The organism is Pannonibacter sp. (genome assembly GCF_051860505.1).
Taxonomy (GTDB): domain Bacteria; phylum Pseudomonadota; class Alphaproteobacteria; order Rhizobiales; family Stappiaceae; genus Pannonibacter.
On record NZ_JBHYDX010000003.1, the window covers coordinates 24748 to 36809 of the forward strand.

12 protein-coding genes are annotated in these 12062 nt (G+C 62.0%); 8 read left to right on the plus strand and 4 right to left on the minus strand.

Going from position 1 to position 12062, the window contains the following annotated elements; translation table 11 throughout:
* The first annotated feature begins 57 nt into the window (after positions 1-57).
* Positions 58-1287: a kynureninase gene (kynU, locus tag ACTIFE_RS02750; protein WP_439527638.1), complete on the plus strand. Its 1230-nt coding sequence runs from the start codon at positions 58-60 to the stop codon at positions 1285-1287.
* 22 nt (positions 1288-1309) lie between these two features.
* Positions 1310-2149, plus strand: a complete 840-nt coding sequence (gene kynA / locus ACTIFE_RS02755; protein WP_439527814.1) for a tryptophan 2,3-dioxygenase — start codon at positions 1310-1312, stop codon at positions 2147-2149.
* 63 nt (positions 2150-2212) lie between these two features.
* On the opposite strand, the gene ACTIFE_RS02760 is transcribed toward kynA, so the two are convergent.
* A complete protein-coding gene (locus ACTIFE_RS02760) occupies positions 2213-4297 on the minus strand; it encodes a putative bifunctional diguanylate cyclase/phosphodiesterase (RefSeq protein WP_439527639.1) in 2085 nt (694 codons plus the stop codon).
* Between the two features lie 624 nt (positions 4298-4921).
* On the opposite strand from ACTIFE_RS02760, the gene kynB reads away from it, so the two are divergent.
* From kynB to ACTIFE_RS02790, 6 genes are all read left to right on the plus strand, one after another.
* The gene (gene kynB / locus ACTIFE_RS02765; RefSeq protein ID WP_439527640.1) at positions 4922-5551 is read left to right on the plus strand and encodes an arylformamidase; all 630 of its coding nucleotides are present in this window, start codon (positions 4922-4924) and stop codon (positions 5549-5551) included.
* Between the two features lie 107 nt (positions 5552-5658).
* On the plus strand, positions 5659-6429 hold the full coding sequence (locus tag ACTIFE_RS02770; RefSeq protein WP_439527641.1) for an ABC transporter ATP-binding protein: 771 nt from the start codon (positions 5659-5661) through the stop codon (positions 6427-6429).
* Positions 6426-7133 (plus strand): ABC transporter ATP-binding protein, encoded by a 708-nt coding sequence (locus tag ACTIFE_RS02775; RefSeq protein ID WP_439527642.1) that lies wholly within the window; start codon positions 6426-6428, stop codon positions 7131-7133. The genes ACTIFE_RS02770 and ACTIFE_RS02775 overlap by 4 nt, the downstream gene beginning before the upstream one ends.
* A 12-nt stretch (positions 7134-7145) precedes the next feature.
* Positions 7146-8018: a branched-chain amino acid ABC transporter permease gene (locus tag ACTIFE_RS02780; RefSeq protein ID WP_439527643.1), complete on the plus strand. Its 873-nt coding sequence runs from the start codon at positions 7146-7148 to the stop codon at positions 8016-8018.
* A gap of 13 nt (positions 8019-8031) precedes the next feature.
* A complete protein-coding gene (locus ACTIFE_RS02785) occupies positions 8032-9015 on the plus strand; it encodes a branched-chain amino acid ABC transporter permease (protein WP_439527644.1) in 984 nt (327 codons plus the stop codon).
* Positions 9016-9165: 150 nt separating this feature from the next.
* The gene (locus ACTIFE_RS02790) at positions 9166-10371 is read left to right on the plus strand and encodes an ABC transporter substrate-binding protein (protein ID WP_439527645.1); all 1206 of its coding nucleotides are present in this window, start codon (positions 9166-9168) and stop codon (positions 10369-10371) included.
* A 72-nt stretch (positions 10372-10443) separates the two neighbouring features.
* Here the strand turns inward: ACTIFE_RS02790 and ACTIFE_RS02795 are convergent, their stop codons facing one another.
* The 3 genes from ACTIFE_RS02795 to ACTIFE_RS02805 all read right to left on the minus strand — a co-directional run bounded on the left by ACTIFE_RS02795 (position 10444) and on the right by ACTIFE_RS02805 (position 12062).
* Positions 10444-10794 (minus strand): DMT family protein, encoded by a 351-nt coding sequence (locus ACTIFE_RS02795; RefSeq protein WP_439527646.1) that lies wholly within the window; start codon positions 10792-10794, stop codon positions 10444-10446.
* Between the two features lie 101 nt (positions 10795-10895).
* Positions 10896-11090 carry a hemin uptake protein HemP gene (hemP, locus tag ACTIFE_RS02800; protein WP_439527647.1) on the minus strand — a complete coding sequence of 65 codons (195 nt, stop codon included), beginning with the start codon at positions 11088-11090 and terminating at the stop codon, positions 10896-10898.
* Positions 11091-11606: 516 nt separating this feature from the next.
* On the minus strand, positions 11607-12062 hold the full coding sequence (locus ACTIFE_RS02805) for an Rrf2 family transcriptional regulator (protein ID WP_439527648.1): 456 nt from the start codon (positions 12060-12062) through the stop codon (positions 11607-11609).

Sequence of the window (12062 nt, forward strand, 5' to 3'; positions counted from 1 at the left end):
GATCAATCAGGAGCGGGAGTCTGACCCGCCCAAGCCATGATTTCAGAGGGAGCGCACATGACCAGCCAATTGACCACTCACCCGCTCGACGCCGGAGACAAGCTGGCGGCCAAGCGTGCGGCCTTCGATCTGCCGGAGGGCGTGATCTATCTCGACGGCAACTCGCTTGGGCCGCTGCCTGCGCATGTGCCGGCCCGGATCGAAGAGGTCATCCGCAAGGAATGGGGCACCAGCCTCATCCGCGCCTGGAACGCCCATGGCTGGGTCGAGATGCAGAACCGCATCGGCGACCGCATCGGACGGCTGGTCGGTGCAGCACCAGGGCAGATCGTTGCTGGCGACAGCACCTCGATCAACCTGTTCAAGGTGCTCTCGGCCGCGTTAGCCCTCCGGCCGGAGCGCAAGGTGATCCTGTCGGACACCGGCAATTTCCCGACCGATCTCTATATGGCCCAGGGGCTCCGCGACCTGTTGGACAAGGGGCATGAACTGCGCCTGGTCGCTCCAGAGGAAGTGGCTGGCGCAATCGATGACAGCGTCGCGGTGATGATGCTCACCCAGGTTGACTACCGCACCGGCCGCCGCCATGACATGAAAGACCTGACCCAGCGCGCCCATGCTGCCGGCGCCATCGCCCTCTGGGATCTGGCGCATTCCGCTGGTGCCTTCCAGGTGGAGCTGGACGCGTGCGTGGCCGATTTCGCCATCGGCTGCGGCTACAAGTATCTGAACGGCGGCCCGGGCGCGCCGGCCTTCGTCTATGTGGCCAGGCGCCATCAGGGCGTGGCGCGACAGCCGCTGGCCGGCTGGCATGGCCATGAGGCGCCGTTTGCGTTTGAACTGGACTACCGACCGGCGCAGGGCATCGACCAGATGAAAGTCGGCACGACGCCGATCCTGTCAATGGCCGCGCTCGAAGCCGCGCTTGACGTGTTCGACGATGTCGACATGGCGGTGCTGCGGGCGAAGTCGGTGTCATTGTGCGAATTGTTCATCCGCGAAGTGGAAAGCCGCTGCGAGGGTCTCGTGCTCGCAAGCCCGCGCGATGCAGCCGTTCGCGGCAGTCAGGTGTCGTTCCATTTCCCGGAGGGATATGCCTTGATGCAGGCGCTGATCGCGCGCGGTGTGATCGGTGACTTCCGCGCCCCGGACATCGTCCGCTTCGGCTTCACGCCGCTCTACGTGTCCCACGCCGATGTGGTCGCTGCCGTCGACATCCTCGCCGACATCCTGGCTACCCGCGCCTGGGACCGGCACGAGTACAAGACACGCGCCAAGGTGACCTGAGATGAGCGACGCCAAATGCCCCATGGCCCCGAAGGCCTATGATCCGGCAGAAGACGGAGCGCAAATGCGCTTCGACGGTCGCATGTCCTACGGCGACTATCTCTCGCTGGACAAGATCCTGACGGCGCAGAAGCCGGTGTCGACGGCGGATGACGAGCTCCTGTTCATCATCCAGCACCAGACGTCGGAACTCTGGATGAAGCTGGCCTTGCACGAACTCACCGTCGCCAAGGCGCGGATCGCGGCGGATGACGTGCAGCCGGCGTTCAAGCAGCTCGCTCGCGTTGCGCGGATCTTCGAGCAGCTGAATTCGGCCTGGGATGTGCTGCGCACCATGACGCCGAGCGACTACACCACGTTTCGGGATGCGCTGGGCCAGTCGTCCGGCTTCCAGTCGTTCCAGTACCGCGCAATCGAATACATGGTGGGCAACAAGAATGCCGCCATGATGCGCCCGCATGAACATGTGGACGGGGTCTATGCCTGGCTCGAGGCGATCCGCCAGGACACCAGCCTCTATGACGAGGCCATCCGCTTGCTCGCCCGCAACGGCTTCGCCATCTCGGATGCGGCGTTGAAGCGGGACGTGTCGGCACCCTATCAGGCGGACGAAAGTGTTCGGCTGGCCTGGATCGAGGTCTACCGCGATCCGGCGCGCTACTGGCCGCTCTATGAGCTGGCTGAAAAGCTGGTCGACTTCGAGGACTATTTCCGGCGTTGGCGCTTCAACCATGTGACCACGGTGGAGCGTGTCATCGGCTTCAAGCGCGGCACGGGCGGCACGAGCGGGGTCAATTACCTCAAGCGCATGCTGGACGTGGTGCTGTTCCCCGAACTGTGGGCGCTGCGCGCCGACCTTTAACACCGGGGTGCCTGAAATGTGGAAGTGCCCGGCCCATCGCCGACACATCCGCCGCGCGGGCGGTCAGGAGCGAAGCACCCTCAGCCCCTGGCCGTCCCGCATCTTTGCCAGCATCTCCTGGCGCTCCCGGTTGGTTTCATAGAGCCGGGCAAAGTCGTCATAGGGCACGGGCCGGCTGAAATAGAAGCCCTGATACTCGTCGCAGCCATTCTCGACCAGCCAGTCGAGCTGTTCCCCCAGTTCCACGCCTTCGGCGACGATCCTGACGTTCAGGACCTGTCCCAGAGAAACGATAAGGCGGGTGATCGGGGCCGTTGTCTTCAGGTCGCGAATGAAGGTCTGGTCGATCTTCAGCACGTCGATGGGGTATTTCTGCAGATAGGCGAGGTTGGAATAGCCGGTGCCAAAGTCATCGATGATGATCTGGTAGCCATGGTTCTTCATTCGTTGAAGTGCGGTGCGGATCATCTCGCTGTCGCCGAGCAGGACGGACTCCGTGATCTCGAAGCCAAGCCGTTCCGGGTTGCAGCCGGTGTCCAGCGGCAGGCGCAGGATCTTGGTTATCAGGTCCGGATCGGAAAACTGGCGCGGGCTGAGGTTGATCGATAGGGAAATGTCGATGCCTTCGGCCTGCATCTGGGCCTGTTGCCGGGCGACATTGCGATAGACCCACTCGCCAACGTCGATGATCATGCCGGTTTCCTCGCAGGCCGGAATGAAGGACAGTGGTCCCAGCAACCCGCGCTCGGGATGCTGCCAGCGGATCAGGGCTTCGGCGGAGACGATGGCGCCGGTCTTCACGCAGAGACGCGGCTGGTAATAGAGGACGAACTCGTCCCGCTCGAGCGCGCGCCACAGATCTTTTTCGAGCGTGACTTTCTCTTCCAGCCGCTGGCGCAGATCCATCGAGAAGGGCGTGACCTTGCTCGACTTGTCGTTCTTGGCCTCGAACAGCGCCAGATCGCAGTGGCGCATCAAGGTGTCCATATCGGTCCCGTCGTCGGGGCAGATGCTGAGGCCGACCGCAAGCGTGGTGTGCAGCACATGCCCGGCAATGTCCATTGGCTCCAGGAAGAGATCGATCAGCTGGCGCCCGAATTCCTGCGGATTGAGCGTGCCGGTGCGGTCGGGAATGCAGACCAGGAATTCGTCGCCGCCAAGGCGGGCCACGGTGCCGCGCTCGGCAACAAAGCCGGACAGCCGCCCGGCCACCGCCTTCAGCAACAGGTCGCCGACCGCGTGGCCCAGCGTGTCATTGACGGTCTTGAAGCCGTTGAGGTCGATGAAATAGAGGTAGAGGCTTTGTGCGTCGGTGGTGGCGTTGCGGATCATCTTCGGCAGATGCGCCTGCAGGAAGACGCGATTCGGCAGGCCGGTCAGAAGGTCATGGTCGGCAAAGAAACGCGCCCGTTCCTGGGTTTCCTTCAACTCGGTGACATCGATCTCGCTGACAAGATAGGCCTGGACGCCGGTCACGGCATCCCGGCAGATCCGCGCGGTGATCTCGTGCCAGCGGATGCCCCGATTGGTCCGGGTCTGGGCGACCACCTTGCAGTCCGAGCCGTAGTCCAGCGCTCCGGTCAGCGCATCGGCCACGGTTGCGTCCACAAGGCGATTGTGCAGGGTCAGGTCAGGGTCGATCTGGGACGCGCGCGAAGCAGGGTTGCGGTAGAGCGGGGCGCCGTTGCGGGAGAACAGCGAAATCATCACCGGGGTGTGCAGCAGCGCCTCGGCGCTGCGCAGCGTTTCCGGCCGGATGTCATGATTGACCGTGCCCTCGCACAGCATGGCCATGCGGCCATCACGCAGGCGCAGTCCGCGGAACACCACCTGGAGCGTCTTCGGGATGCCGTTCGGATAGATGGTCCAGTTCTCGGAGAAGGTTGCATCCCCGCGGCAGAAATCTGCCCGGTACTGGTCAAGGCGCTCTGCGACGGCACGGGACATGTCGACACCCAGGTCCCGCCTGCGCAGTTCTGCCAGGCTGGTGGCTCCCCAGACGTCAAGAGCACTATGGTTGGCCCAGACGATGCGCTTGCGTTCAAAATCGAACACCCACATCGCCGTTGCGATCCGGTCGACCTGAGCCATCAGCTCTCGGGGGTCGATCGTGTCGATCAAGTCGATGTCGGCTTCGGTGAGCGTCATGTCATCCTGCCTGGGGATCAAGCGCGATGCCGTTGGGGGAGGGCCTGCCGACGGAAAATGATCCAGGCGGGGAAGCCGTCAAAGCCTCTTGCCTTCTCACTATCCTCGTCCATGTGCGGGCTTGAACCAACAGTCTCGCGTCTCAATTGTGGATTGCACCAATCGTAATCAACTTTCCGAAAAAAGTGTGGTTTAAGACTTAACGCCCTCAGTTAATATTCGGTGAAACAGATCGTAAGTGTTTATAAAATTTGAGTGGTTCTGGGCACCCAGATAGACCATGCAACTGTATCGTGGTGTGCCGAAACATATATATCATCGGCAGGCGTGTAGTTCGGTTCAGTTCTTGAGGGCGTCAAGGCCCGCACTCATTTTCATTCATCCGAAAGTACATGATGGGTGAAGACGACGTAGCGTCAGCGGCCAGTTACAGCGGTCCAAAGCTGCTTCGGGTGCGTTGCAAAGGTAAGTCGGGAAAGAATAGCCGGCCGGCTGCCGCATCAATCCTTGTCCGGTGATATTCTCGCATTGCGAGCGGGGTGAAATTATATATTATCTTGCCACGGTCATTTTCGTGCGTGGTCAGCGCCTGTGCCGTGTGTCTGGCTGGGGATGGGAGGTCTCTTGCGCAACATCATTGATATAACGCCGCCCTTGCGAGTGACGTCCGCCGTGTTTCCGGGCGACGCGCGTTACGAGGCCCGCACCACATTTGCGATGGGGCCAGGATGTCCGGTAAACGTGGCCGCTTTTACTATGTCCGTGCATTGCGGCGCCCATGCGGATGCGCCGCTGCACTATGCAGAAGGGGCGGCCTCGATCGACAAGTTGTCGCTCGAAGATTTCGTCGGTCCGGCGCGGGTCCTCGATGTCCGGGGCACGAGTGCGCTGGTCGGGCCGGAAGCGCTTGCCGGTCGCCTCGATGGGGTGCCGCCGCGCGTGCTGCTGCGGCTCACCGATGGACTGGATCCCGATGTCTGGCCGACCGGCTTCCGGGCGCTTGCCCCTGAAACGGTCGCGGTGCTGGCGGCAGCGGGGGTTCGGCTGGTCGGGGTTGACGTGCCGTCGGTGGATCCAGAAACTTCCAAGGACCTGCCCTCTCACATGGCATTTTTTCGCCATGACATGCGCATTCTGGAAAATCTTGACTTAAGTAAAGTTCCGGAAGGTGAATTTGAGTTGATTGCGCTGCCCATCCCGTTAGAAGGGCTGGATGCTGCGCCTGTACGGGCAATTCTGAGGTCGTTGGCCTGAAGCCCAAAGACCGAAGAGCTGTCCGTGGGGAGCGGGTGCAAGCCAAGATGAAAAACCTGAAAACAACAACAGGGCGCCAGGTGCGAGCCGGCGGCGGGGATGGACAGATGCTGGAACTTGACCAGCTTGTGAAGCAGTTCGGTGGATTCCGGGCTGTCGACAAATGCAGCTTCAATGTCCGGGAGGGCACGATCACCGGTCTCGTCGGTCCCAACGGGGCGGGCAAGACGACACTTTTCAACCTGATTGCCGGAGCATTTCCGCCAACAGCCGGCACGATCCGCTTCCTTGGCGAGGACGTCACCGGCCTGCCCGCCAATGAACTGTTTCATCGCGGGCTGGTGCGGACCTTCCAGATCCCGCATGAGTTCCACCGGCTGACGGTGCTGGAGAACCTGATGATGGTTCCCCCGTCGCAGCCCGGCGAGAAACTGCTGGCCAACTGGCTGAGCTGGGGCAAGGTGCGCGACGCTGAGCGTGTGGTGGAAGCCCGCGCCCAGGAAACGCTGAAGTTCCTGGAACTGACCCATGTGGCCGATGTGCGCGCCGGAAACCTGTCCGGTGGCCAGAAGAAACTTCTGGAACTCGGCCGCACCATGATGACCGACGCCAAGCTGGTGCTGCTTGACGAGCCGGCCGCCGGCGTCAACCGCACGCTGTTGCGCAAGCTCGAGGAAAAGATCCAGATCCTCAACAAGGAGCGCGGCTACACCTTCATCCTGATCGAGCATGACATGGAAATGATCGAGAAGCTGTGTGACCCGGTCATCTGCATGGCCGAGGGCAAGGTGCTGATCTCCGGCGACTTCCAGACCGTGCGGTCCGATCCCCGGGTGCTTGAGGCCTATCTTGGCGAAACCCAGGGAGATGCTGCATGAACGTCTTGATGAACATGCAGGATCTCGTCGGTGGCTATGGCGAGGCCGACATCCTGCAGGGCGTGTCGATGGTCGTGCACGAGAAGGAGATCGTCGTCATCGTCGGTCCCAACGGCGCGGGCAAGTCGACGGCGATGAAGGCGGTGTTCGGGCTTCTCACCATCCGTGGCGGCTCGATCCGCTTCGATGGCGACGACATCACCGGCTGGGCCCCGAACCGCATCGTGCAGCGCGGCATCTGCTATGTGCCGCAGGTGGACAACATCTTCCGTGAAATGAGCATTCACGAGAACCTGGAGATGGGCGGTTTCCTGCGCAAGGGCGACCTCAGCGCCGGATACGACCGGATCTACACCCTGTTCCCGGACCTCAAGGAGCGTCGCCGCACCCTGGCCGGAAACCTCTCCGGTGGCCAGCGCCAGATGGTGGCCATGGGCCGCGCGCTGATGCTGGATCCCAAGCTTCTGCTTCTCGACGAACCGACGGCCGGTCTTTCGCCGAAATACATGGAACAGATCTTCCAGATCAGCCGGGACGTGCGCGACACGGGCGTCGCCATCCTGCTGGTGGAACAGCACGCCAAACAGGCGCTTGCCTTTGCCGACCGGGCCTATGTCCTGGCGTCGGGGGCCAATCGCCATGAAGGCACCGGCGCTGAGCTCCTCGCCAACCGCGAGGTCGCTGACATGTTCCTCGGCGGATGAGGCGGACGATCCATGACCGTGATTGATTTTCTCAACTTCCATATCGTGCCGGGCATCGTCATCGGTTCGATCTACGCGCTGGGTGCCGTCGGCATCACGCTGATTTTCGGCATCCTGCGCTATGCCCATCTGGCACATGGTGATCTTGCAACGCTCGGCGCCTTTCTCGCACTGGCGCTGGTGCAGCTCCTGGGCGTGCCGCCGCTGGTGGTGCTTCCCTTCGTGATCGTCCTGACCGCCGGTATCGCTGTCGGTATTGACCGCATCTTCTATGACGCCTTCCGAGAGCGGCCGAAAATCATCACCGTGATGTCGTCGCTCGGCATCGCGCTGATGATCCGGGCGGTGGTGCAGGTTGTCTGGGGTGTCAACACCCAGACCTACACCCGCGGCCTGGTCAGACCGGACGATTACTTCGGGCTGCGCCTGCGCGACCGCGAGATCTATACCGTCGCGGCGATGATCGGATTGGTCGTTGCGCTGCAGCTGTTCCTGAACCGCTCCAAATGGGGCAAGGCCATGCGCGCCATGTCGGACAACCCGAACCTGGCGCTCCTGTCCGGCATCGACAACCGCAAGGTCGTCATGCTGACCTGGATCATCTCCGGCGGCCTGTGTGCGGCGGCCGGCGTCTTCCTCGGCCTCAACACCGAACTGAAGCCGATGATGGGCTGGTCGATGCTGCTGCCGATGTTTGCCGCAGCGATCCTGGGCGGTGTCGGCCGGGTCGAGGGCGCCGTGCTCGGCGGCCTGATCGTTGGCATCGCAGAGGAACTGTCCGTGCTGGTTCTGCCCAGCGAGTACAAGGCCGCAATGGCCTTTGCCATCCTGCTCGTGATGCTGCTGGTCCGTCCGACCGGCCTGCTGCGCGGCAAGGTGCTCTGAGGGGAGGCGAGAGATGGAACTGGCTCTGGGACTTGCCAACTACGCGCTCTTCATGGGCGTCTTCATCGGCATCTATGCCATCCTGGCCCTCGGGCTGAACATCCAGTGGGGCTATTCCGGCCTCTTCAACGCGGGCATCGCCGGGTTCTTCGCCGTTGGCGCCTATACCTCCGCGATCCTGACAAGCCCCTATGCCGAAGGGCGGATCGGCGGCTTCGAACTGCCGACGCTCGTCGGCTGGGTCGGCGCCATGGTGGTCGCCGGGCTGGTGGCCTGGCCAATCGGCAAGGTCTGCCTGCGCTTCCGCTCCGACTATCTCGCCATCGCCTCGATCGGCATTGCCGAGATCATCCGCCTGGTGATCAAGTCGGAAGACGTGCTGACCAACGGGGCCAAGGGCATCAACAACATCCCGCGCCCCTTCGGTGATCTGCCCTATGTGGAGTCGCAGATCGCCTATCTTGCGATTGTCCTTCTGGTCCTTGCCATCGTCTATGTGGCGGTCGAGCGGCAGTACAACGCCCCCTGGGGCCGGATGATGCGTGCCGTGCGCGACAATGAAGTCGCGGCCACCGCCATGGGCAAGGACATCGCCTTCCGCCGCCTGCAGGCCTTCATCTTCGGGTCGGCGCTGATGGGGCTGGGCGGCGCGCTGTTCGCGCATTTCAGCCGGTCGATCACCCCGGAGGCGATTGATCCGATGGTGGCGACCTTCCTTGTCTGGATCATGCTGATCCTGGGCGGATCGGGCAACAATCGCGGTGCGATCCTCGGGGCGGCGGTTGTGTGGATCATCTGGTCCGTTTCAGAGATTGCAACCGACCGGCTGCCGCATGAATATGCGGTTCAGGCGAAATACATTCGTGTGTTTCTGATCGGGCTGATGCTGCAGCTGGTGCTGAGGTATCGTCCGGAAGGTCTCCTGCCCGAACCGTTGGGCGGTGCGCGCAATGCGCCCGCTGCGACGGCGAAGGCAACGCCGCGCAAGGGGCATTGACAGCTTCGATGCGGCGGGGCAGGCCTCAAGCTGCATCAGGAAAAGGTCCCCGGCAACAAGGGGACCGATCACCGAGCAGGATCCCGGCTCGTCCGGTTCCAGCTTCAGAGGGGCGACACAGCTCCTGGAACAAGAAGTGGAGGTTTGGAAATGAATAAGAAGGTTCTGGCACTCGCCGGTTCGCTCCTGGCGGCCACCGCACTCACCGGCACTGCCGCACAGGCTGATGTCAAGATCGGCCTGCTCGGTGGCATCACCGGCCCGATCGCAGCCATGGCGCCGGCCATGCTGCTGTCCGCTGAACTGGCAATTTCCGAAGTCAACGCCCAGGGCGGCATCGGCAACGGCGAAAAGCTGGTGCAGGTCACCGGCGACAGCGCCTGCAATCCGCAGAACGGCACGGACGCCGCCACCAAGGCCGTCAACATTGACGGCGTTGTCGGCCTCGTCGGCCCGCACTGCTCGGGCGCTGTGATCGCAGCGGCCAACTCCGTCGCCATCCCGGCCGGCATTGCGCTGATTACTCCGTCGGGCACCTCGCCGGAGATCACCAACCTGAAGGACAACGATCTGGTTTTCCGGACCGTTCCCTCGGATGACTACCAGGGCCGTGCCCTGGCCCGTTCGCTGAAAGAGCAGGGCATGGAGAGCGTTGCCGTTGCCTATCTGAACAATGACTACGGTTCGGGCCTGGCCAACGCGTTCAAGGCCGAGTTCGAAGCCATCGGCGGCAAGATCACTGCCTTTGCCGCGCATGAAGGCGAGAAGGCGTCGTACCGTTCGAACCTGGCAGAGCTGGCCAAGGGCGGTTCCGACACCCTGGTCATCTTCGATTATGGTGATGGCAGCGGCCTGACCATGCTGCGTGAAGCGCTGGAGAACGGCTTCTTCACCAACTACGTCGGCGCGGATGGCATGAAGTCCGACGCTCCGATCAAGGAACTGGGCGCCAACAACCTCGGTACCTTCCTGGCTTCGGCACCGGTTGGCGAGAAGTCCGATTCGCTCGAAGTCTTCGCCAAGAACTTCAAGGACATTGGCGGCGATCCGGATGCGGTCTTCGTGACCACCTCCTATGACGCTACCTTCCTGATGGCTCTGGCCATTGAAAAGGCCGGTGGAGACAAGGCCAAGGTCGGTGCAGCCCTGCGCGAGCTGACCTCTGCCACGGACGGCGAAGCCGTGATGCCGGGCGAGTGGTCCAAGGCCAAGGCGCTGATCGCCGAAGGCAAGCCGCTCGTCTATAAGGGCGCGGCCGGCACCTACAACTTCGATGCCGCTGGCGACGTCCCGGGCGTGTACGCTCTGTTCAAGGTCGGTGCAAACGGCTTCGAAAAAGTCGCTGACATGAAGTAATCCTGCCAGTTTGGCATGGATTTATGGCCGGCGGTCCCATAGGGGCCGCCGGTTTGTCTTTGTGCGGGCGGATCACCACTTCTGGAAAATGAACCAGGCGCCGGCGGCGATGAGGGCAAAGCCGATGAAATGGTTCAGGCGGATGGGTTCGCCGAGATAGAAGACGGAAAACACGGCAAAGACCGAGAGCGTCAGGACTTCCTGGATGGTCTTCAGCTCGGCGGCGCTGAAATAGCCATGCCCGATCCGGTTGGCCGGCACCTGCAGGCAGTATTCGAAGAAGGCAATGCCCCAGCTTGCCAGGATGACCAGCCACAGGGCGGTGCCCTTGAACTTCAGGTGGCCATACCACGCGAAGGTCATGAAGATGTTGGAGGCCAGCAACAGGCCGATGGTTGTCACGGGAACGGGCAGCGAGGTCATGGCAGGATCCAAAGGAAAGCCGGGTGGACGTCTCCACCCCGTTCCCAGCTCCTAGCCGTTTCGCTGATGGGCAGCAACTGCCGTCGCTGGCCCGGGCCCCGTCACTTGGTGAGAATCAGCTTGCCCAGTTTGGTGATGGTCAGCCGATAGGTTTCCTCATTGTGCCGGATGCGGATTTCGCGGTTGCCGCGGAACAACGTCGCGCTGTCCATCTGGCTATTGTCCTCGCGCGGCGCAGAAACTTTGCGCAAGGAAGGAAGGGTGAGCTTTGCCTGGCGCGGATTGGCGTCTGCCATCTGGTTTCCCCGATACTTCAAGAGTTTAGAGGCGTTCCAAGTTGCGAGTAGCTCGCAACAATTAACTTGACTCTAATACTCAGAATAAAGTACCAAGACAAGGCCTGAACGGCGCTGCCCCGGAAATCGCGTCCTCCGGCCCGGCGTCTCAGGCAAGACTGATCTCCAGTCAAAATGCCAGGCAAGCCAGCTGTTTTCTCCTCTCCCTCAAACGGCAAGCCAGCCCGGTATTTTTGGAAAGCCTTCAGCGAGAAGCGCCGGCTGAAAGAGCACAAGCCAAGGCAATCGCGGACCTTGCAGCCCCCAAATGACATCCTCAAACGTATCGAAACCAGGGATCCTGGATCCTGATGCGTCAGGCAAAGCACGCCGTTCGCGCCGTCCCGGCCTTGTGCCGGGACCTGTTCAAATGACAAGGGGAAGTTGCCAACGCGCCGCGCCAAACAAACAGGTCCCGGCACAAGGCCGGGACAGCGCGGAAGAATGAGGCGCGTAACGAGGACGCTGCCTTCGCCGTCAGCTGGCAGCAGCCATCGGTTCGTCGATGTGCAGGAGCTGGCGCAGGTCGAGGCGGTTCTCGGAGATGTCGTGGATCGTCTTCTGGTCCAGCACGTCCATGAAAGCCTCAAGCGCCTCGTGCAACACGCCGTTGAAGCCGCAGGTGGTCAGGATCGGACAATCCTTGCGGCCGGAGTTGAAGCACTCGGCCAGATAGAACGAGTCTTCCGCGGCGCGGACAACTTCGCCGATGGTGATCTTTTCCGCCGGGCGGGCGAGGGTGATGCCGCCGTTGCGACCACGGATGGTCTTGATGAGATCCGCATCGACAAGGACCTTCATGATCTTGAACAGATGCGTCTCGGACATGGCAAAGCTGGAGGCAATGTCAGCCACCTTGCTGGGCCTGTCGGGGTTCGCTGCGCAGTACATCAGCGTGCGAACGGCGTAGTTGGTTTGTTGAGTAAGGCGCAT

Bases quoted from the DNA above. Each gene is read 5' to 3' on its own strand.
- kynU (WP_439527638.1), top strand. From the start codon at position 58: ATGACCAGCCAATTGACCACTCACCCGCTCGACGCCGGAGACAAGCTG.
- ACTIFE_RS02785 (WP_439527644.1), top strand. From the start codon at position 8,032: ATGGAACTGGCTCTGGGACTTGCCAACTACGCGCTCTTCATGGGCGTC.
- ACTIFE_RS02790 (WP_439527645.1), top strand. From the start codon at position 9,166: ATGAATAAGAAGGTTCTGGCACTCGCCGGTTCGCTCCTGGCGGCCACC.
- ACTIFE_RS02795 (WP_439527646.1), bottom strand. From the start codon at position 10,794: ATGACCTCGCTGCCCGTTCCCGTGACAACCATCGGCCTGTTGCTGGCC.
- ACTIFE_RS02780 (WP_439527643.1), top strand. From the start codon at position 7,146: ATGACCGTGATTGATTTTCTCAACTTCCATATCGTGCCGGGCATCGTC.
- ACTIFE_RS02805 (WP_439527648.1), bottom strand. From the start codon at position 12,062: ATGCGCCTTACTCAACAAACCAACTACGCCGTTCGCACGCTGATGTAC.
- ACTIFE_RS02760 (WP_439527639.1), bottom strand. From the start codon at position 4,297: ATGACGCTCACCGAAGCCGACATCGACTTGATCGACACGATCGACCCC.
- kynA (WP_439527814.1), top strand. From the start codon at position 1,310: ATGGCCCCGAAGGCCTATGATCCGGCAGAAGACGGAGCGCAAATGCGC.
- ACTIFE_RS02775 (WP_439527642.1), top strand. From the start codon at position 6,426: ATGAACGTCTTGATGAACATGCAGGATCTCGTCGGTGGCTATGGCGAG.
- hemP (WP_439527647.1), bottom strand. From the start codon at position 11,090: ATGGCAGACGCCAATCCGCGCCAGGCAAAGCTCACCCTTCCTTCCTTG.
- ACTIFE_RS02770 (WP_439527641.1), top strand. From the start codon at position 5,659: ATGCTGGAACTTGACCAGCTTGTGAAGCAGTTCGGTGGATTCCGGGCT.